This is a genomic window from Pseudomonas sp. QS1027 (genome assembly GCF_002814235.1).
In the GTDB taxonomy this organism is placed as follows: Bacteria; Pseudomonadota; Gammaproteobacteria; order Pseudomonadales; family Pseudomonadaceae; genus Aquipseudomonas.
This window is the reverse complement of sequence record NZ_PHSU01000016.1, coordinates 22,621-40,582: the sequence shown is the minus strand read 5'-3', so window position 1 is coordinate 40,582 and position 17,962 is coordinate 22,621. Positions and strand designations below refer to the sequence as shown.

19 protein-coding genes are annotated in these 17,962 nt (G+C 61.2%); 12 read left to right on the top strand and 7 right to left on the bottom strand.

From position 1 onward, the window contains the following. Nucleotides 1-74 precede the first annotated feature (74 nt). On the top strand, nucleotides 75-455 hold the full coding sequence (locus tag CWE01_RS15685; protein ID WP_100941449.1) for a hypothetical protein: 381 nt from the start codon (nucleotides 75-77) through the stop codon (nucleotides 453-455). Between the two features lie 13 nt (nucleotides 456-468). On the opposite strand, the gene CWE01_RS15680 is transcribed toward CWE01_RS15685, so the two are convergent. Continuing rightward, a complete protein-coding gene (locus CWE01_RS15680; protein WP_100941448.1) occupies nucleotides 469-2,322 on the bottom strand; it encodes a DUF4105 domain-containing protein in 1,854 nt (617 codons plus the stop codon). Between the two features lie 74 nt (nucleotides 2,323-2,396). Next, entirely contained in the window at nucleotides 2,397-2,885 is a 489-nt protein-coding gene (locus CWE01_RS15675) for a DUF3015 domain-containing protein (RefSeq protein ID WP_100941447.1), read from the bottom strand. Between the two features lie 274 nt (nucleotides 2,886-3,159). On the opposite strand from CWE01_RS15675, the gene CWE01_RS15670 reads away from it, so the two are divergent. Beyond that, nucleotides 3,160-5,598, top strand: coding sequence for a Lon protease family protein (locus CWE01_RS15670; protein WP_100941446.1), 2,439 nt, complete (start codon nucleotides 3,160-3,162; stop codon nucleotides 5,596-5,598). Nucleotides 5,599-5,779: 181 nt separating this feature from the next. After that, on the top strand, nucleotides 5,780-6,100 hold the full coding sequence (locus CWE01_RS15665; RefSeq protein WP_100941445.1) for a hypothetical protein: 321 nt from the start codon (nucleotides 5,780-5,782) through the stop codon (nucleotides 6,098-6,100). An 18-nt stretch (nucleotides 6,101-6,118) separates the two neighbouring features. Here CWE01_RS15665 and CWE01_RS15660 read toward each other — a convergent pair whose 3' ends face one another. Beyond that, nucleotides 6,119-7,945 carry a hypothetical protein gene (locus tag CWE01_RS15660; protein WP_100941444.1) on the bottom strand — a complete coding sequence of 609 codons (1,827 nt, stop codon included), beginning with the start codon at nucleotides 7,943-7,945 and terminating at the stop codon, nucleotides 6,119-6,121. A 169-nt stretch (nucleotides 7,946-8,114) separates the two neighbouring features. Here CWE01_RS15660 and CWE01_RS15655 point away from each other — a divergent pair, with 169 nt between their 5' ends. Together CWE01_RS15655 and CWE01_RS15650 are read left to right on the top strand one after the other, a co-directional pair. Continuing rightward, the gene (locus CWE01_RS15655) at nucleotides 8,115-8,603 is read left to right on the top strand and encodes a TIGR00645 family protein (protein ID WP_100941443.1); all 489 of its coding nucleotides are present in this window, start codon (nucleotides 8,115-8,117) and stop codon (nucleotides 8,601-8,603) included. Between the two features lie 110 nt (nucleotides 8,604-8,713). Continuing rightward, nucleotides 8,714-9,331: an FKBP-type peptidyl-prolyl cis-trans isomerase gene (locus tag CWE01_RS15650; RefSeq protein WP_100941442.1), complete on the top strand. Its 618-nt coding sequence runs from the start codon at nucleotides 8,714-8,716 to the stop codon at nucleotides 9,329-9,331. A 122-nt stretch (nucleotides 9,332-9,453) separates the two neighbouring features. Here CWE01_RS15650 and CWE01_RS15645 read toward each other — a convergent pair whose 3' ends face one another. From CWE01_RS15645 to CWE01_RS15635, 3 genes are all read right to left on the bottom strand, one after another. Next, nucleotides 9,454-9,711: a hypothetical protein gene (locus tag CWE01_RS15645; RefSeq protein ID WP_100941441.1), complete on the bottom strand. Its 258-nt coding sequence runs from the start codon at nucleotides 9,709-9,711 to the stop codon at nucleotides 9,454-9,456. A 261-nt stretch (nucleotides 9,712-9,972) separates the two neighbouring features. After that, complete coding sequence (locus CWE01_RS15640) at nucleotides 9,973-10,314, bottom strand: zinc ribbon domain-containing protein YjdM (protein ID WP_100941440.1); 342 nt, start codon at nucleotides 10,312-10,314, stop codon at nucleotides 9,973-9,975. A 201-nt stretch (nucleotides 10,315-10,515) separates the two neighbouring features. Beyond that, on the bottom strand, nucleotides 10,516-11,484 hold the full coding sequence (locus CWE01_RS15635) for a polyprenyl synthetase family protein (protein ID WP_100941439.1): 969 nt from the start codon (nucleotides 11,482-11,484) through the stop codon (nucleotides 10,516-10,518). A 241-nt stretch (nucleotides 11,485-11,725) separates the two neighbouring features. On the opposite strand from CWE01_RS15635, the gene rplU reads away from it, so the two are divergent. From rplU to CWE01_RS15610, 6 genes are all read left to right on the top strand, one after another. Next, complete coding sequence (gene rplU / locus CWE01_RS15630; protein ID WP_003176051.1) at nucleotides 11,726-12,040, top strand: 50S ribosomal protein L21; 315 nt, start codon at nucleotides 11,726-11,728, stop codon at nucleotides 12,038-12,040. Nucleotides 12,041-12,075: 35 nt separating this feature from the next. Next, entirely contained in the window at nucleotides 12,076-12,333 is a 258-nt protein-coding gene (gene rpmA, locus CWE01_RS15625) for a 50S ribosomal protein L27 (protein ID WP_100941438.1), read from the top strand. Nucleotides 12,334-12,533: 200 nt separating this feature from the next. Further along, complete coding sequence (cgtA, locus tag CWE01_RS15620) at nucleotides 12,534-13,757, top strand: Obg family GTPase CgtA (RefSeq protein ID WP_100941437.1); 1,224 nt, start codon at nucleotides 12,534-12,536, stop codon at nucleotides 13,755-13,757. Continuing rightward, the gene (locus CWE01_RS33300; protein WP_157815225.1) at nucleotides 13,717-13,956 is read left to right on the top strand and encodes a hypothetical protein; all 240 of its coding nucleotides are present in this window, start codon (nucleotides 13,717-13,719) and stop codon (nucleotides 13,954-13,956) included. Before cgtA ends, CWE01_RS33300 begins: the two co-directional genes overlap by 41 nt. A 6-nt stretch (nucleotides 13,957-13,962) precedes the next feature. Next, nucleotides 13,963-15,081: a glutamate 5-kinase gene (proB, locus tag CWE01_RS15615; protein ID WP_100941578.1), complete on the top strand. Its 1,119-nt coding sequence runs from the start codon at nucleotides 13,963-13,965 to the stop codon at nucleotides 15,079-15,081. A 19-nt stretch (nucleotides 15,082-15,100) separates the two neighbouring features. Beyond that, on the top strand, nucleotides 15,101-15,562 hold the full coding sequence (locus tag CWE01_RS15610) for a CreA family protein (RefSeq protein ID WP_100941436.1): 462 nt from the start codon (nucleotides 15,101-15,103) through the stop codon (nucleotides 15,560-15,562). 213 nt (nucleotides 15,563-15,775) lie between these two features. On the opposite strand, the gene rpsT is transcribed toward CWE01_RS15610, so the two are convergent. After that, nucleotides 15,776-16,054, bottom strand: coding sequence for a 30S ribosomal protein S20 (gene rpsT, locus CWE01_RS15605; protein ID WP_016967023.1), 279 nt, complete (start codon nucleotides 16,052-16,054; stop codon nucleotides 15,776-15,778). 253 nt (nucleotides 16,055-16,307) lie between these two features. Between rpsT and murJ the strand changes: the two genes are divergently transcribed. Then, nucleotides 16,308-17,846: a murein biosynthesis integral membrane protein MurJ gene (gene murJ, locus CWE01_RS15595; RefSeq protein WP_100941435.1), complete on the top strand. Its 1,539-nt coding sequence runs from the start codon at nucleotides 16,308-16,310 to the stop codon at nucleotides 17,844-17,846. Nucleotides 17,847-17,962: the final 116 nt, after the last annotated feature.

The window sequence follows — 17,962 nt, the reverse complement described above, 5'->3', positions numbered from 1 at the left end:
CCCTCTGCGTCAGGTGTTTCAGCCCCACGCCGGCGCGTGGGGGCGAGTGCAGTCAAAGAAAGCGAGTGTTGTGTATGAGTTGTTTCAAAACCCAGGGCGTGGGTGTCGGCCTGACCTTGTCCGCCTGTGTCGCCGTGGGTGAGCCATTGCCCGAGAGTTCCCTGTTGGAGCGTTACGGCGTGACGCCGGACCAGTTGCCGGTGGCCACTCAGGTGCAGACGCCTGGCGTGTCTGACGAGAAGTCGCCCAGCCTGTTTCAGCTGAAACCCGAGGCGCCTCTGGTGGATATCCGCATTGGCGAGCGGACGGAGCTGGAGGAGGTGGGCAATATCACGATCGACAATATGGCCAGGCGTGATTACGAGCGTTGCCTGCGTTTGCACGCCGAGTTGCTGGAGCGCAAGTCCGACCTGCCTACCGTACAGTCCGGGTGGCCGAACGGACAGTGTGAATAGCGCCAGGCGCCGCTCAATAGTGATACCACTTCACTTCCAGCATCACTTCGTTCTCCGGCGTCGCCAGCTTGCTGAACTCGCGTTGGGCACTTAACCGCAGGCCCAGGTTGCGCGATAGCTCCCATTGCTGGTTGAGGCTCAGGCTGCGGCGTACCTCGCCATTGATGAAGTAATCGCCCTTGGCCTCCAGGCTCAGGTTGCCCAGCGGGTTTTTCCACAGCAGCCCGGTGTCGAACCCCGCCGCCGGCGAAACAACCGCCGCGAAATCGGCATTGTGCTCGACCCGCACGGTGCCCAGGGCAAACCCCAGCACGTCGTCGCCCAACTGCCAGGTGCCACCCGCGCCGCCGTTCACATGGCTGACCAGGGTCTGGTCGTCGTGCCGCCCCGGCACCCGCTCCAGGCCGCCGGTGACTTGCCATGACCAGGGCTGCAACAGCGCATTGCGTGGTGTCAGCGAGCGAATGGTTGCCAGGTCCAGTTGCTGCAGCTGCCAGTGATTGCCTTCGTACTGGCGCAGTTTCATCTGCAGGATTTCGATCTGTGCACCGAGGGGAAAGCTCTCGGCATTGTCGTTGAGGTCGTGATAGGCCATGCGCAAGCCATATTCGCCGAATGTCCGGCTGCCCCGGGTGCCGACCCCGGCTTGCCAGGTGCGTGACTCATGGCCGTTCTCCGGCAGGCCCGGACGCTCGATCTGCAGGTCCGGCGGCGGATTCTGGTTGATTGCCCGCAGCAGCTCGAAGCTGCGCTGGGCTTGTACCGGATCACGCTCCTGGCCATTGGCCCGATAGCGCTCCAGCCGATAGGCGGCGTCGATGATCAGCGCCTGGCGAGCCTTGGCCAATTGCTTGAAGCCGGCCGATTGCAGCTGCTGCGCGTCGGCACTGACTTTCAGCACCCACTGCTGTTCCTCGGGATCCAGCGGTTTGGCCCGTTCCAGCAGTTCGCGCTCGCGGGACGGCCGGTAGTCGATCCTTTCCACCAGCCCTGCGTCTTTCACCGCCTTGACGGTGTCGGTGGGAATCGCGGTCAGAGGAAACTGTTCGGTCAGGTGCAGGCTCGGACGCGCCACCTGCAACAGTTCCAGCAAGCGGTAGGAGCAGTTTTCATCGAAGAAGAAGTAGTCGAACTGGATCTGCTTCAACTCCCAGACATGCTCGACCATGCGCTGGGTTTCTTCGGGGGTCAGGTTCAGCCGGTATTCCCACAGGTCGCGGTTCTCCAGGCTGCGGTATTCGGAGAGCTTTTCCTGGTAGGGCACCATGGCGAACAGGCCCGGATAACCGCCTGCCAGGCCTTTCCAGGCATAGAGGATGCTGTTGTCGGAGCCTTCGATATAGGCGCCGAAGTTGATCGCGTAGCTGAGCAGGGCGGTCTGGTCGCGCTGTACGTCAGCCGGATCGATGCGCAGTAAGGTGTGGCCGAACATCGAGGACGGGCTGTTCAGGTAGGCCGCCGGAAAAATCATCACCGTGCTGTGGGGCGCGACGTCCTTGAACCACTGCTTGAATTCCGCGCAATCGGGGGCGGGCAGGTCCGTCAGTTGCAATTGCGCCTTGAGCCAGCGCGTGCGGGCCGGATAGACACACTGGGGATGCTGGTTGCCGAGGCTGGCCGGGGCATAGAGGGCGTCGAGGGTGGCTTGCAGTTCCGCGTCCGGGTGATGGGCTCCGTCGGGCGCGAGGAAATATTTTTTGTCGCTGACATAACTGCGCCAGCCGCCGAGCTTGGCCGCCTCGTAATGGCCGAGGGAAATCCAGAACGGATCATGGGCCAACTGCTGCAAACGCTGGGTGTCGAGGTGCGGGGCGGCGTACAGCGGGGCGCAAGCACAGAGCGCCAGGTAGGCAAGGCGTTTGAGCATGGTGGGCAACTGTTGTCAGACGAAAGGAGGCAGCGTACACAAAGCCCGCCCCGAAAGGGGCGGGCAGGTCGGACTCAAGCCTGGGTTGCGTACTTGGCCAGGCGCGGATCGCCTTTCAGGACCGCAAGGGTATTGGTGTGCACGTCGTCGGCGGTCACGTCAGCCTTGCTGAAGATCTGCTGGAAGTGCTCGTGGGTGACGGCCGCGAAATGCTCACGGTCTTCCGGGGCCACGCCGAGGACTACGGCGTAGGTGGTCAGGGCTTCGCCCTGGCCCTTGGCCATGTCTTCGGAGAGTTCGTTCATCATGCCGTTCATGGCGATCCAGGAGCGGCCGCCATAGGTCAGTGAATCACGGGTGGAGCAGCCGTTGGTGCCGGAGGTCATGCCGAAGGTGGCGTTGCCGGAGGTGCCATTGGTGGTGGATGCCAGAATGTGGGCGGGAGTGCCGCGCTGGCCCTTGAACAGCATGTTACCCCAGCCGCAATCCGGCCCGCCTGGCGCCTGGGCCATGGCATTGAGGGAGACAACCGTGAAGAGAGTACCCAGAAGAATCCGTTTCATAGCTTTGTTCTCTTTATGTGCGTGCCAATGACAAGGGGATCTGGCCTGGTTCAGGGCCAGTAGGCTGGTTATCAGTCCAGCCTCGCACCTTGGAGTTTAGGCAGGTTCCAAGGGTTCCATTGTTTTTTCCTGATGTGAATGCGGGAAAGGGTTTGTAGTCCTTGTCTGAGGACTTTTGCCACGCCGTAGCGATTCAGCCATCGCTCGCCTTGCCAGTCAGGTATGGCGAGCGCCAGAATGCTTTCATCTGCCCCGCCTGATGTAAGGAAGTCCGATGCCTGATTCTGTTGCTGCCAGCTTGCGACTAGCGCCCGAAGCGCTGACCCGTCCTTTTTCCGCTGAACAGTTCAGCTTCTCTACCACCAATGATCTGGAGCCTTTTCGCGGTGTGCTTGGCCAGGAACGTGCTGTTGAAGCCTTGCAGTTCGGCGTGGCGATGCCGCGCCCCGGTTACAACGTGTTTGTCATGGGCGAGCCCGGTACCGGGCGTTTTTCGTTCGTCAAACGCTACCTGAAAGCCGAAGGAAAACGCCTACAGACCCCGTCCGATTGGGTCTATGTCAATAATTTCGACGAACCTCGCGAGCCACGGGCGCTCGAGCTGCCAGCGGGTGAGGCGGGTGCGTTCATCGCCGATATCAACGGCTTGATCGACAACCTGTTGGCGACCTTTCCTGCGGTGTTCGAGCACCCGTCCTACCAGCAGAAGAAAAGCGCCATCGACCGTGCCTTCAACCAGCGTTACGACCGTGCCCTGGATGTGATCGAGCGCCTGGCGCTGGAAAAGGAAGTCGCGTTGTATCGCGACAGCACCAATATCGCCTTTACCCCCATGAGCGAAGGCAAGGCCCTGGACGAGGCGGAATTCGCCCAGTTGCCGGAAGCCGAGCGTGAACGTTTCCATACCGATATCGCCGACCTGGAGGAGCGCCTCAACGAGGAACTCGCCAGCCTGCCGCAATGGAAGCGCGAATCGAGCAATCAGTTGCGCCAACTGAACGAAGAAACCATCACCCTGGCCCTGCAGCCTTTGCTGGCGCCGTTGTCGGAAAAATACGCGGAGAACGCGGCGGTTTGCGGTTATCTGCAAGCCATGCAGGTCTATCTGCTGAAAACCGTGGTCGAGCAGTTGGTCGACGACAGCAAGACCGACGCCGTGGCCCGCAAGCTGCTGGAAGAGCAGTACGCACCGAGCCTGGTGGTCGGTCAACCGTTCAACGGCGGTGCGCCGGTAGTGTTCGAACCGCACCCGACCTACGACAACCTGTTCGGCCGCATCGAATACAGCACCGATCAGGGCGCGCTCTACACCACTTACCGGCAGTTGCGTCCGGGTGCCTTGCATCGGGCCAACGGCGGCTTCCTGATTCTCGAAGCCGAGAAAATGCTCAGCGAGCCCTTTGTCTGGGATGCGCTCAAGCGCGCCCTGCAATCGCGCAAGCTGAAGATGGAGTCGCCCCTCGGTGAACTGGGGCGCCTGGCCACCGTGACCCTGACGCCACAAGTGATTCCGTTGCAGGTCAAGGTCATCATCATCGGTGCCCGCCAGTTGTACTACACGCTGCAGGACCTGGACCCGGACTTCCAGGAGATGTTCCGCGTGCTGGTGGACTTCGACGAAGACATTCCCATGGTCGACGAGAGCCTGGAGCAGTTCGCCCAGTTGCTCAAGACCCGTACCTCGGAAGAGGGCATGGCGCCGCTGACCGCCGACGCGGTGGCGCGCCTGGCGACCTACAGCGCACGCCTGGCCGAGCACCAGGGGCGTTTGTCGGCGCGGATCGGCGATCTGTTCCAACTGGTCAGCGAGGCGGATTTCATTCGCCACCTGGCCAATGACGAGATGACCGACGCCGGCCACATCGAGCGGGCGCTCAAGGCCAAGGCCACCCGCACCGGACGGGTCTCGGCGCGGATTCTCGACGACATGCTGGCGGGGATCATCCTGATCGACACCGCGGGCGCGGCCGTGGGCAAGTGCAACGGGCTGACGGTGCTGGAAGTCGGCGACTCGGCCTTCGGTGTGCCGGCGCGGATTTCCGCCACGGTGTATCCGGGCGGCAGCGGGATCGTCGACATCGAGCGTGAGGTCAACCTCGGCCAGCCGATCCACTCCAAGGGCGTGATGATCCTCACCGGTTACCTGGGTAGCCGTTATGCCCAGGAATTCCCGCTGGCGATTTCCGCGAGCATCGCCCTGGAGCAGTCCTACGGTTATGTCGACGGTGACAGCGCCTCGTTGGGCGAGGCTTGTACGCTGATTTCGGCCTTGTCGAAAACCCCGCTCAAGCAATGCTTCGCCATCACCGGTTCGATCAACCAGTTCGGTGAAGTGCAGGCGGTGGGTGGGGTCAACGAGAAGATCGAAGGCTTCTTCCGGCTCTGTGAGGCCCGTGGCCTGACCGGTGAGCAGGGGGCGATCATTCCCCAGGCGAACGTCGCCACCCTGATGCTCGATGAGCGCGTGTTGCAGGCGGTGCGTGCCGGGCAGTTCCACGTGTATGCGGTGCGCCAGGCCGATGAGGCGCTGAGCCTGCTGGTGGGCGAGCCGGCCGGTGAGCCGGATGCCGATGGGCAGTTCCCGGAAGGCAGCGTCAATGCGCGGGTGGTGGAGCGTCTGCGGGTGATCGCCGAGATGATCAGCGAAGAGGACCTCAAGGAGGCTGAGAAGGAGGCCGCCGAGCAGGCGTTGGCGGAGGTCAAGCCGTCCTGAGGCGATAAGGTGAACGGGAGTCAAGGCTTTGGCGCATGCCGGCCTGACGCCCGTTGGTCCTGCAAATCCTTGCTGCCTGTAGTTTTATTCTATTCTCTGGGCAAGGACCTCCACTGTAGTCACTGGACCGATGCAACCTCCCCCCGGAGGCTGAAGACAGGATCTACCGAGGGTCGCCGCCATGCCGCGCAACCTTTGTCTCACCCGCCAATGCCTGGGTCTCGTCACCCGTATCGAATGCTGTATTCGCCCGATTGCCGGCGATAACGGAATGTGGACCCTCCTGTTCGCCGCCGGAATGGCCGGCGAGCAACCCTCGGCCATCAAGGCCCAAGGTCCGTTCCATGGCCCGGTCGTGGCCGAATCCATCCTTGAGTCGATTGTCGAAAGCCTGACCTTGCATGGCTATCAGTTGGCCGAGGACCCGCAGATCTGGTGCCTGCATTTGCAGGCCCAGCTACGGGAGATCAACGGCACCCGAGGCCGGGGCCTGGAACACTAGGCGCCAGCCCCGGGAGGATCATTCGGCAGGGCCTGAAACCTGGGGCTTGTCGAGCTTGACCTCGAAACCGTACTCGACGGTGTTCAAGGCCGTGCGCTGGTAGCTTTCCAGCTGGGTCGGCTGCCCGTAGAAGTAGTGCACGTCATAGACCGGCGGCGAGTCGGTCTTGTCACTATGGCTGGTGGCGAGGATTTCCTTGAGGTAGTTGCCGCTGTCGTCCTTGGCGTAGAAGCGCCAGGCTTCGGCCGGGAAGCGCTTCTGGTCGACGATCAGCGCGTTGCCCTTGAGCTCCAGGCCCGGGGGCAATTGGTGGGTGTCGAGGGTGTTTTTCTGGATGTCGGCCAGGAACAGCGGCATCGAGCCGACGGCATAGGCCGGCGTTTCCGGGAACAGGTTCAGGTCGTAGGTGATGGTGCCGTCCTGCGGGTTGACCTCGAAGGCCTCGGTGGGCAGTTCCAGGGGCTCGCCACGCTTGCCTTGTTCGTTTTCGGTGAAGAAGGTCACCGGGCTGTCGCCGGCGGCGGCCGGCGCGCCGAGCAATTCGTCGTTGAAGGTCTTGGGGTGGTCGAACTCGATGTTCGCTGCGCTGGCATCGTCCACCGACTGACTGATGATCACGCTTTTTTTCAGCTTCTCGGCATCCAGGTTGGCGTCCTTGAGATAGCTCGCCGCCTGGTCGTCGTAGACCACCACCGGCATGGGCAATGGCTGGACATCCTTGCTGGTGGTGTTGTCGAACTCGCGCACCGGCAGGTCCAGTTCCTTGCGGTTGACCGTGGCCCCGGAAAAGTCCATCACGCTGATTTCCAGTTTATCGATCATGCCGTTGAAGTAGACCCGGGTGTAGTGGCTGGTCTGCTTCGCCTCGAAGGCCTTTTGCTCGGCATCGAGTTTTTTCTCGAAGGTGTCGCTCCAGCTCTTCTGTTTGAGCATTTCGTCCAGTTGCTTCTGGTAGAAGGCAATCTGCGCGGTGTTTTCGTTGATGGCGCCGGCCCGGGAGAGAAATTGCCCGGTGCTGTCCGTGGCCTGGACGATCAGTGGGTTGAGCGGGGTGTCGCCGACCTGGGGCGCTTGCGCGGCGTTACCGTTCAGTTCGATTTCGGCATTGTTCTTGTCCAGCGACACCAGCGTCAGGCTGACGTTGTCGCTGCTTTGCAGTTTGCCGACGTCCTGGCGGGTCAGGTTGAAGGTCACCACCTTGCGTGGGGCGATCACTTCGACCTTGCCGTGCAGGGTCAGGGGCTGCGGTTGTTTTTTCGGATCGACTTCCATGCCTTCGACGTACGGGTAGGTGATCGTCAGGTCGTCGGGGTTGGTCATGTTCGAGCTGGAGGGGCTCAGCTGGATCCCGGGATCGGTTTCCGACCATTCGGGTTGGAAGGGGATCACCTGTTTGTTGCTCAGGGTCACCGACTGCCATTCCAGGGCGTGGGGAAACGGGAACTCGGTGGGGTAGTTGAAGCTGAACGGAAAGATCGGCTGCAGATCGGTCAGGTAGTCGGAACCTGCGTTCTTGCGCAGCACGAAGAGGCCGTTGATATAGGTGTCGGCCAGGGCCTGCGGGCTGGGGTAGTGCTTGAGCAGTGCCAGGGCATCATCGCTGTATTCGGTTTCGATGGGCTTGTCCCGCAGGCGCAGGCGTGCCCGTTCGAGCAACAGCAGGGAACCGCCAAGGTCGGCCACGGCATCCTTGAGCTTGGGGTCCTGCAGGGTGTCGAGGGTTTTTTCGAACTGCGCGGTCCTTTCCTCGAGGCTGGCGTGGTGCTGCTTGTCTTTGGGGGAACAGCCGCTCACCAGCAGAGCCACCGAGAGCCCGAGGCAACCCAGGGGAAGTCGCAAATCCATTGTTCAGTTTTCCTGTACACAGTGCACACGCGATGTCGTTGATGCCGACACTAGCAGAAAATCGCCCTGGCGCAGCTGTCCCGATGTTGAACGACCGCCCGCGGAGGGCTTTTTCCCTCGGGTTTTGGCGCTGGTATACTCGCGGCCATTTTCAGTTGGTATGAGATCCATGGAACGTTTTATCGAAAATACGATGTATGCCTCGCGCTGGTTGCTGGCGCCGATTTACCTCGGCCTGTCCCTGGGCCTGCTGGCCCTGGCGCTGAAATTCTTCCAGGAAGTGTTTCACGTTATCCCCAACGTCTTTGCCATGGCCGAGGCCGACCTGATCCTGGTGCTGCTGTCGCTGATCGACATGGCGCTGGTGGGTGGCCTGCTGGTGATGGTGATGATTTCCGGCTACGAGAACTTCGTGTCGCAGATGGACATCGATGACGGCAAGGAAAAGCTCAGCTGGCTGGGCAAGATGGACTCCACTTCGCTGAAGATGAAGGTGGCGGCGTCGATCGTGGCGATTTCCTCGATTCACCTGCTGCGGGTGTTCATGGACGCCAAGAACGTCGACCCGGTGCACCTGCAATGGTATGTGATCATCCACATGACCTTTGTCGTCTCGGCCTTTGCGATGGGCTACCTGGACAAGCTGACCAAGCACTGACCCAGGCCGGCTGGGTGTGCTAGTCTGCGGGCCCTTTTTTGGTTCCGGTTGCGTGGGGCAATACCGTGTTCAGCAGGTATTTCCCGCCGCAGCCCACAGCGGAGCAGTGTATGTCCGAAGTAAATCTGTCCACCGACGAAACCCGCGTCAGCTACGGTATCGGCCGTCAGTTGGGTGACCAGCTGCGTGATAACCCGCCACCGGGCGTGAGCCTCGACGCGATCCTGGCCGGCCTGACCGACGCCTTCCACGGCCAGCCAAGCCGCGTGGGCCAGGAAGAGCTGTCCGCCAGCTTCAAGGTGATCCGCGAAGTCATGCAGGCCGAAGCCGCTGCCAAGGCTGAAGCCGCGGCGGGTGCCGGCCTGGCGTTCCTGGCGGAAAACGCCAAGCGCGAAGGGATCACTACCCTGGCTTCCGGCCTGCAGTTCGAAGTGCTGACCCAGGGCGAGGGCGCCAAGCCATCCCGTGAGGACACCGTGCGCACTCATTACCACGGCACCCTGATCGACGGCACCGTGTTCGACAGCTCCTACGAGCGCGGCCAGCCAGCCGAGTTCCCGGTCGGCGGCGTGATCGCCGGCTGGACCGAGGCGCTGCAACTGATGAATGCCGGTAGCAAATGGCGTCTGTACGTGCCGAGCGAACTGGCTTACGGCGCCCAGGGCGTCGGTGGCATTCCGCCGCACAGCGTACTGGTGTTCGACGTCGAGCTGCTCGACGTTCTGTAAGTACCGCGCGACTCCGGTCGCCGTGTAGGCGCGTGGCTTGCCAGCGAAGCTTCAGCGGTCTTGAGGGCCTCTTCGCGGGCAAGCCCTGCTCCTACAGTACGGTGGCAGCCGGAACAGGCGCGTCATAACTGGATCTTGGCATCCAGCTCCCCACTCGGGCGCAACGCCCGCGCATAGCAGAACAGAAACAGGTTGCGCACCAGTTCCTTGAGCACCAGCGGTTCGCTGGAACTCAAGCCGCTGACGTCCAGGTCGCCCTGGTCCTGCAGCTCGTTCAAGGCTTCTTCTTCCAGTACCGCACAGACTTCCCCCGTTTCCCGATGCAGGATGCGCAGGTAAGGGTGTGGGCGGTCCAGCCAGGCATCGATCAAATAAGTCATGGTCTCATCTCCTTGATGGGTTTCAATGAGAATAATTCTTATTCAAAGAATAGCAAGTGCCTATTGGCCGATAGTTGGATTTTCTGTAGGGGGATTTGTCTGGGGTCAACGAAGGCGGGGGATGGGGACTGTTGTCATCCTGGTCCCGACAGCGAGGGCTGGCGCGGACCTTTGTAGGAGCCGGCGATGGGGCCGTAAGCCTTGCGTCGTCTGATCGGTCGCTATCGCCGGCAAGCCGGCTCCTACAGGGGCGGTGCTTCTTCAGACCTTCCGGACGAACTCGGACTTGAGCTTCATCGGGCCGATGCCGTCGATCTTGCAGTCGATGTCGTGGTCGCCATCGCACAGGCGGATATTCTTGACCTTGGTGCCGACCTTGACCACCAGGGAGGTGCCCTTGACCTTCAGGTCCTTGATCACGGTGATGGTGTCGCCGTCTTGCAGGACGTTGCCCACGGAATCCTTTTTCACGGTGTCGTCGCTGGCGACTTCGGCTTCGCCGCCGGCGGCCCACTCATGGGCGCATTCGGGGCAGACCAGTTGGGTGCCGTCTTCGTAGGTGAATTCGGAATTGCATTTCGGGCAGGGTGGCAACGTGCTCACTAAGGTTCCTCGGTTTCGGGAAGGCGAAAAGCGCACATTATATAGGGTTTTTATCGGCGAAGGGGCGCTGCGGGGGGCGGGCGGGTTGACGCAGAACCTTGTAGGAGCCGGTTTGCTGGCGATGGCGTCCGCAAGGGCGGCGCTTGGCTCAAGGGCCTCATCGCCAGCAAGCCGGCTCCTACAAGTAGATCGTAGTGGGGATCAGTGAGTGCGGGCGACCGCAAACTCACTCAGTTCCACCAGGGCATCACGGTATTCGCTCGCCGGCAGCGCTTCCAGGCAGGCGATCGCCCGTGCCACGTAGTCGCGGGCCAGTTGCGCGGTGTAGTCCAGGGAGCCGGAGGCCTGTACGGCTTCGCGAATGCTTTCCAGGTCTTCGATGCCGCCTTTCTGGATTGCCTGGCGCACCAGGGCCGCCTGTTCCGGCGTGCCTTCGCGCATGGTGTAGATCAACGGCAGGGTCGGTTTGCCTTCGGCCAGGTCGTCGCCGACGTTCTTGCCCAGGGTCTCGGCATCGCCTTTGTAGTCCAGCAGGTCGTCTACCAGCTGGAACGCAACGCCCAGGTGGTCGCCGAAGGTGCGCAGCGCTTCGGTCTGTTCCGGCGTGGCCTGGCACAGGGCCGCGGCGCTGTGGGTCGAGGCTTCGAAGAGCATCGCGGTCTTGCCGCGGATGACTTCCATATAGGTTTCTTCGGTGGTGCTGGCGTCGCGGACCTTGGACAGCTGCAACACTTCGCCTTCGGCGATGATGCGGGTGGCTTGTGAAAGAATCTTCATCACCGGCATCGAGCCCAGCTCGACCATCATTTCGAAGGAGCGCGAGTACAGGAAGTCGCCCACCAACACGCTCGGGGCATTGCCCCACATGGCGTTGGCGGTGGAGCGGCCACGGCGCATGCCGGACATGTCGACCACGTCGTCGTGCAGCAGGGTGGCGGTGTGCAGGAACTCGATGGTGGCGGCCAGCAGGCGCAGGTCGTCGCCTTCGCGGCCCAGGGCCTTGCCACACAGCAGCACCAATAAAGGACGCAGGCGCTTGCCTCCGGCCGAGGTGATGTAATCGCCGATTTTCGAGACCAGCGGCACCCGGGAAGTCAACTGCTTCTTGATGATGCCGTCGACGGCGCTAAAATCGTCCGCCACCGCGCGGTAGAAAGCTTGGGGTTGCATCAGCGGGAGTCGCTCCAGAAGGGTTGCGCGGCATGCTAGGGCGGGGGGTCTGTGCTGTCAAGGTACGCGGTCTACGGGCTTGCAATGGCCAGATGGCTTGCGTACAATCGCGCACCCTGAACTTCCTGGGCAGCACCTGCCTTACGCAATTGCATCTGGGCCGTTCCAGCCCCATGCAGCCATGCCAGCCAATACCTTTACCTATAAAGCGCTGGGTGAGCAGGATTATCGGAGAAATACCATGTCTTACGCAGTAATCGTTACCGGCGGCAAGCAGTACAAAGTCGCTCCAGGTGAATACCTGAAGATCGAGAAACTGGAAATCGCCACTGGCGAATCCGTTACCTTTGATCGCGTTCTGTTGGTCGCCAATGGCGATGACGTGAACATCGGCGCTCCAGTTGTTGCGGGCGCTACCGTTGTGGCTGAAGTGATCTCCCAAGGTCGTCACGATAAAGTCCGCATCATCAAGTTCCGTCGTCGTAAGCACCACATGAAGCGTATGGGCCACCGTCAGTGGTACACCGAGATCAAAATCACCGGTATTCAGGCTTAATTTCAGCCTAATCCCCTTTTTGGAGAATTGAACTCATGGCACACAAAAAAGCTGGTGGTAGTACCCGTAACGGTCGCGACTCAGAAGCCAAACGCCTTGGCGTGAAGATGTATGGCGGCCAGGCTATCAAAGCGGGCAACATCATCGTGCGTCAGCGCGGCACCCAATTCCACGCCGGTTACGGCGTTGGCATGGGTAAAGATCACACTCTCTTCGCTAAAGTCGAAGGCGTGATCAAGTTTGAAGTAAAGGGCGCGTTCAACCGCCGTTACGTGAGCATCATCGCGGCTTAATCGCGAGGATGCTGGAGAAGCCCCGTCTTGCGACGGGGCTTTTTCGTTTGTGGGGTGAGTCTCTTGCAAAGCTGTTTGTATGGGCTGCCGGCGCTGGATTTTTCGGTCGTTGATTGAGGTCGCCGCGCTCATCTTTGCAAGAGTCTTATACTTGTACCTGTGATTTTTTCGGCTCGTCCTGGTGGCGAGAGGCGTGTGTTATGAAGTTCGTTGATGAAGTATCGATTCGCGTAAAAGCTGGCGACGGCGGTAACGGTTGCATGAGTTTCCGTCGGGAAAAATTCATCGAAAACGGCGGTCCCAACGGTGGTGATGGTGGTGACGGCGGCTCGATCTATATGGTCGCCGACGAAAACCTCAACACCCTGGTGGATTACCGCTACACCCGGCACTTCGATGCCGAGCGCGGTTCCAATGGCGGCAGCACCGACTGCACCGGCAAGAAGGGCGAGGATCTGGAGCTGCGTGTGCCGGTCGGCACCACGGTGATCGATTCCGCGACCCAGGAGGTCATCGGTGACCTGGTCAAGGCCGGTCAGCGCCTGCTGGTGGTCCATGGTGGCTGGCACGGCCTGGGCAACAGCCGTTTCAAATCCAGCACCAACCGTGCGCCGCGCCAGACTACGCCGGGCAAGCCGGGCGAGCAGCGCGACCTCAAGCTGGAAATGAAGGTGTTGGCGGACGTCGGCCTGCTGGGCTTGCCGAATGCCGGTAAAAGTACCTTTATCCGTTCGGTCTCGGCCGCCAAGCCGAAGGTGGCGGATTATCCGTTCACCACCCTGGTGCCGAACCTGGGCGTGGTCAGCGTCGACCGCTGGAAGAGCTTCGTCATCGCCGACATCCCGGGGTTGATCGAGGGCGCTTCCGGTGGTGCCGGCCTGGGGATTCGCTTCCTCAAGCACTTGGCGCGCACGCGTTTGCTGTTGCACCTCGTCGACATGGCGCCGCTGGATGACAGCAGTGCGCCGGATGCCGCCGAAGTGATCGTCAACGAGCTGACCAAGTTCAGCCCGTCCCTGGCTGAGCGTGATCGCTGGCTGGTGCTGAACAAGTGCGACCAGATCCTCGAGGAAGAGCATGAGGAGCGGGTCAAGGAAGTAGTCGATCGCCTGCAGTGGACCGGTCCGGTCTATGTGATCTCGGCGATTGCCAAGGAAGGGACCGAGCGCCTGACCCGCGACATCATGCGTTACCTGGAAGATCGTCTCGATCGCCTGGCCAATGATCCGGCTTATGCCGACGAGCTGCGTGATCTCGATCAGCGCATCGAAGATGAAGCGCGTGCCCAGCTGCAGGCCCTGGATGACCAGCGTGCCCTGCGCCGCAGCGGCGTCAAGAGCGTCCACGACATCGGCGACGATGACTGGGACGAAGAAGATGTCGATGATGAAGATGGCCCGGAAATCATCTACGTGCGCGACTGATGTTGCCGCTTGTTGTGCGGATTGGCCGCTGCTCGAGGGTGAGCGGGCGGTCTATCTGACTGGAGGCGGTGTTATCATCGTCATCAGCCTGTTCCACCTGGCGCCGCTCATTCGAGCGGCGTTCTGGTTTCTGGGAACCGGCTACCCTGAACAATCGCATGGGCAGCGCTCGGTCGCGCTGCCCGCAAGCCAAGGTTGAAAGATGATGCGGAGCAAGGTGACAGGTGCGCAGCGTTGGGTCGTGAAGATCGGCAGCGCACTGCTGACGGCGGACGGCAAGGGGCTGGATCGCGCCGCGATGGGTGTCTGGGTCGAGCAGATGGTGGCCTTGCATGAGGCGGGCGTCGAGCTGGTGCTGGTGTCTTCCGGCGCGGTGGCGGCGGGTATGAGTCGCCTGGGCTGGACGGTGCGACCGAGTGCCATGCACGAGTTGCAGGCGGCTGCCGCCATCGGTCAGATGGGCCTGGTGCAGGCCTGGGAGTCGAGCTTTGCCGAGCATGGCCGGCATACCGCGCAGATCCTGCTGACCCATGACGACCTGTCCGACCGCAAGCGTTACCTCAACGCGCGCAGTACCTTGCGGGCGCTGGTGGAGCTCAAGGTCATTCCGGTGATCAACGAGAACGACACCGTGGTCACCGATGAAATCCGTTTTGGCGACAACGACACCCTGGCGGCGCTGGTGGCCAACCTGGTGGAAGCGGATCTGCTGGTGATTCTCACGGATCGCGATGGCATGTTCGACGCCGATCCGCGCAACAACCCCGATGCCCAGCTGATTTATGAGGCTCGTGCCGATGATCCGGCGCTGGATGCGGTGGCGGGCGGTACCGGTGGCGCGCTGGGGCGTGGCGGTATGCAGACCAAGTTGCGCGCGGCACGGCTGGCGGCGCGCTCCGGAGCGCACACGATCATTGTCGGTGGGCGCCTGGAGCGGGTGCTGGATCGCCTGAAGTCGGGCGAGCGTATCGGCACCTTGCTGTCGCCTGAGCGTGGCATGCTGGCGGCGCGCAAGCAGTGGCTGGCCGGGCATCTGCAGACTCGCGGCACGCTGGTGCTCGATGATGGCGCGGTGAATGCGCTGGCGCGGGATCACAAGAGCTTGCTGCCGGTGGGGGTGAAGCTGGTCCAGGGCAGTTTCCGCCGTGGCGAGATGGTGGTATGCGTGGCGTCGGACGGTCGTGAGATCGCCCGCGGTCTGGCGAACTACAGTGCCCTTGAGGCGCAGAAAATTATCGGGCAGCCGTCGGATGCGATTACTGGTGTGCTGGGGTATATGGCGGAGCCTGAACTGGTTCACCGCGATAACCTGATTCTGGTGTGATGGATTGAGGGATAGGACTATGGGTATCGCAAAGGGATTGTTGGGGTTGCTGCTGGCGATGCCGTTGCTGGCATCGGCGGAAGAGATTGGTCAGGTGTCGACGGTCTTCAAGTTTGTCGGGCCGAACGATCGTATCGTGGTCGAGGCGTTTGACGATCCCAAGGTCGAGGGTGTGACCTGCTACCTGTCCCGGGCCAAGACCGGTGGCTTGAAAGGTGGCCTGGGGTTGGCCGAGGATCGTGCCGAGGCGTCGCTGGCTTGTCGTCAGGTCGGGCCGATCCGCTTCAGTGGTGAGTTGAAGGATGGTGAGGAGGTGTTCAAGGAGCGCACCTCGCTGGTGTTCAAGACCATGCAGGTGGTGCGCTTCCTCGACAAGAAGCGCAATACCCTGGTGTATCTGGTCTACAGCGACCGCTTGATCGAAGGCAGTCCGCAGAATGCGGTGACGGCGATTCCGATTCTGCCTTGGCCGAATAAGTGAGGTATTGAGGTCGCCATCGCCGGCAATCAGGCTCCTGCAAGTAAGCATTCCAGCGCAATAATGCTGCCGTGCGCAAAAACTGCAGGAGCCGGCTTGCTGGCGATGAGGCCCTTGGGATTTGCATCAATCTCGGGGCTGCCGGTGCCATCTGTATGCTTTCTTGCAGGCAATAAAAAACCGACCCTAGGGTCGGTTTTTTAACAAGCGTGTCGCTTAGGCTGCAGCAGCAAGGTTCAGAGCCTTGATGTGGCCGTTCAAACGACCCTTGTGACGAGCGGCCTTGTTCTTGTGGATGATGCCTTTATCGGCCATACGGTCGATAACAGGAACAGCCAGAACATAAGCGGCTTGAGCTTTGGCAGCGTCTTTTGCGTCGATGGCTTTAACTACATTCTTGATGTAGGTACGAACCATGGAACGCAGGCTGGCGTTGTGGCTGCGACGCTTCTCAGCCTGTTTTGCACGTTTTTTGGCGGAAGGTGTGTTGGCCACCGTCGAGCTCCTCGAAAGACTTTTTAGGAAATAGCAAACAAAATAGGCCGCGAATCATGCCGATGAGTTGGAGACTTGTCAAGGGCAGGTGATGCGTTCCGCTGAGTGGTCGATCTTGAAGTGACGGGTGATTTATTTCCGGCGCCTGACCTGTAAACTCGCGAGCTTTGGCTCTGTGCTGTTGCGGCGCGGAGTATCGCACAACTGGGCGCTTTGTTCGCCTGCTCTTTCTCCAAAGGCGCACACTCTTTTAATGAATCTGCTCAAATCGTTGGCTGCTGTCAGCTCTATCACGATGATTTCCCGGGTTCTGGGCTTCGTTCGCGATACGATTATCGCGCGTATCTTCGGGGCCGGAATGGCCACCGATGCCTTCTTTATCGCCTTCAAGCTGCCCAACCTGCTGCGGCGGATCTTTGCCGAGGGTGCGTTTTCCCAGGCGTTCGTGCCGATCCTGGCGGAATACAAGAGCCAGCAGGGCGAGGAGGCGACCCGCACCTTTATTGCCTATGTCAGCGGCCTGCTGACCCTGGTGCTGGCATTGGTGACGGTGCTGGGCATGGTTGCCGCGCCCTGGGTGATCTGGGCCACGGCGCCGGGTTTCACCGACACGCCGGAGAAATTCAAGCTGACCTCCGACCTGTTGCGGGTGACGTTTCCTTATATATTGCTGATCTCGCTGTCGTCCCTGGCGGGGGCGATCCTCAATACCTGGAACCGCTTTTCGGTGCCGGCCTTCGTGCCGACGCTGCTGAACGTGAGCATGATCATTTTTGCCCTGTTCCTGACGCCGTACTTCGACCCGCCGGTAATGGCCCTGGGGTGGGCGGTGCTGGCCGGTGGCCTGGCCCAGTTGCTCTACCAGCTGCCGAGCCTGAAAAAGATCGGCATGCTGGTGCTGCCGCGGTTGAATCTGCGTGATGCCGGTGTCTGGCGGGTGATGAAGCAGATGCTGCCGGCGATTCTCGGCGTTTCGGTGAGCCAGATCTCGCTGATCATCAATACCATCTTCGCCTCTTTCCTGGTGGCGGGGTCGGTGTCCTGGATGTACTACGCCGACCGCTTGATGGAGTTGCCGTCCGGCGTGCTCGGTGTGGCCCTGGGTACCATTCTGTTGCCGATCCTGTCGAAAACCTATGCCAGCAAGGACCGCCACGAGTATTCGCGGATTCTCGACTGGGGCCTGCGCCTGTGCTTCGTGCTGGTGCTGCCGTGTTCCCTGGCGCTGGCGATTCTCTCCGAGCCGCTGACGGTTGCGCTGTTCCAGTACGGCCAGTTCAGTGCCTTCGATGCCTCCATGACCCAGCGTGCGCTGGTCGCCTACTCCCTGGGCTTGCTGGGCATCATCATGATCAAGGTGCTGGCGCCCGGCTTCTATGCGCAGCAGAACATTCGCACACCGGTGAAGATCGCGATTTTCACCCTGACCGTCACCCAGTTGCTCAACCTGGTCTTTATCGGGCCCTTGGCCCACGCCGGGCTGGCGCTGGCAATCAGTGCCGGGGCCTGCATCAACGCCGGGCTGTTGTTCTGGCAATTGCGCAAGCAGCAACTCTTTGTGCCGCAGCCGGGTTGGGGCGTCTATCTGCTGAAACTGGTGCTGGCGGTGGCGGTGATGTCCGCGGTATTGCTGGGGCTGATGCACTTCATGCCGGCCTGGGACCAGGGGCACATGCTCGAGCGTTTCCTGCGTTTGGGCGCCCTGGTGGTGGCCGGCGTAGTGGCCTATTTCGGCATGCTGGCGGCGATGGGCCTGCGTCTGCGGCATTTCAATCGCAAGTTGTTGACGTAGCGCAGGTCGCCCCCGTGGGAGCGTCGTGGATAAGAGTTTTGTCGGTTCGATCGATTTGGGTAGTGCTGTTGCCTGTCGTCGGCCGCCGGGTGTGGTTATAATCGACCACTTTATGA

What these genes read in the sequence shown, in the direction of transcription:
- CWE01_RS15685 (WP_100941449.1), top strand. Translation starts at nt 75, where the DNA reads ATGAGTTGTTTCAAAACCCAGGGCGTGGGTGTCGGCCTGACCTTGTCC.
- CWE01_RS15680 (WP_100941448.1), bottom strand. Translation starts at nt 2,322, where the DNA reads ATGCTCAAACGCCTTGCCTACCTGGCGCTCTGTGCTTGCGCCCCGCTG.
- CWE01_RS15675 (WP_100941447.1), bottom strand. Translation starts at nt 2,885, where the DNA reads ATGAAACGGATTCTTCTGGGTACTCTCTTCACGGTTGTCTCCCTCAAT.
- CWE01_RS15670 (WP_100941446.1), top strand. Translation starts at nt 3,160, where the DNA reads ATGCCTGATTCTGTTGCTGCCAGCTTGCGACTAGCGCCCGAAGCGCTG.
- CWE01_RS15665 (WP_100941445.1), top strand. Translation starts at nt 5,780, where the DNA reads ATGCCGCGCAACCTTTGTCTCACCCGCCAATGCCTGGGTCTCGTCACC.
- CWE01_RS15660 (WP_100941444.1), bottom strand. Translation starts at nt 7,945, where the DNA reads ATGGATTTGCGACTTCCCCTGGGTTGCCTCGGGCTCTCGGTGGCTCTG.
- CWE01_RS15655 (WP_100941443.1), top strand. Translation starts at nt 8,115, where the DNA reads ATGGAACGTTTTATCGAAAATACGATGTATGCCTCGCGCTGGTTGCTG.
- CWE01_RS15650 (WP_100941442.1), top strand. Translation starts at nt 8,714, where the DNA reads ATGTCCGAAGTAAATCTGTCCACCGACGAAACCCGCGTCAGCTACGGT.
- CWE01_RS15645 (WP_100941441.1), bottom strand. Translation starts at nt 9,711, where the DNA reads ATGACTTATTTGATCGATGCCTGGCTGGACCGCCCACACCCTTACCTG.
- CWE01_RS15635 (WP_100941439.1), bottom strand. Translation starts at nt 11,484, where the DNA reads ATGCAACCCCAAGCTTTCTACCGCGCGGTGGCGGACGATTTTAGCGCC.
- rplU (WP_003176051.1), top strand. Translation starts at nt 11,726, where the DNA reads ATGTCTTACGCAGTAATCGTTACCGGCGGCAAGCAGTACAAAGTCGCT.
- rpmA (WP_100941438.1), top strand. Translation starts at nt 12,076, where the DNA reads ATGGCACACAAAAAAGCTGGTGGTAGTACCCGTAACGGTCGCGACTCA.
- cgtA (WP_100941437.1), top strand. Translation starts at nt 12,534, where the DNA reads ATGAAGTTCGTTGATGAAGTATCGATTCGCGTAAAAGCTGGCGACGGC.
- CWE01_RS33300 (WP_157815225.1), top strand. Translation starts at nt 13,717, where the DNA reads ATGATGAAGATGGCCCGGAAATCATCTACGTGCGCGACTGATGTTGCC.
- proB (WP_100941578.1), top strand. Translation starts at nt 13,963, where the DNA reads ATGCGGAGCAAGGTGACAGGTGCGCAGCGTTGGGTCGTGAAGATCGGC.
- CWE01_RS15610 (WP_100941436.1), top strand. Translation starts at nt 15,101, where the DNA reads ATGGGTATCGCAAAGGGATTGTTGGGGTTGCTGCTGGCGATGCCGTTG.
- murJ (WP_100941435.1), top strand. Translation starts at nt 16,308, where the DNA reads ATGAATCTGCTCAAATCGTTGGCTGCTGTCAGCTCTATCACGATGATT.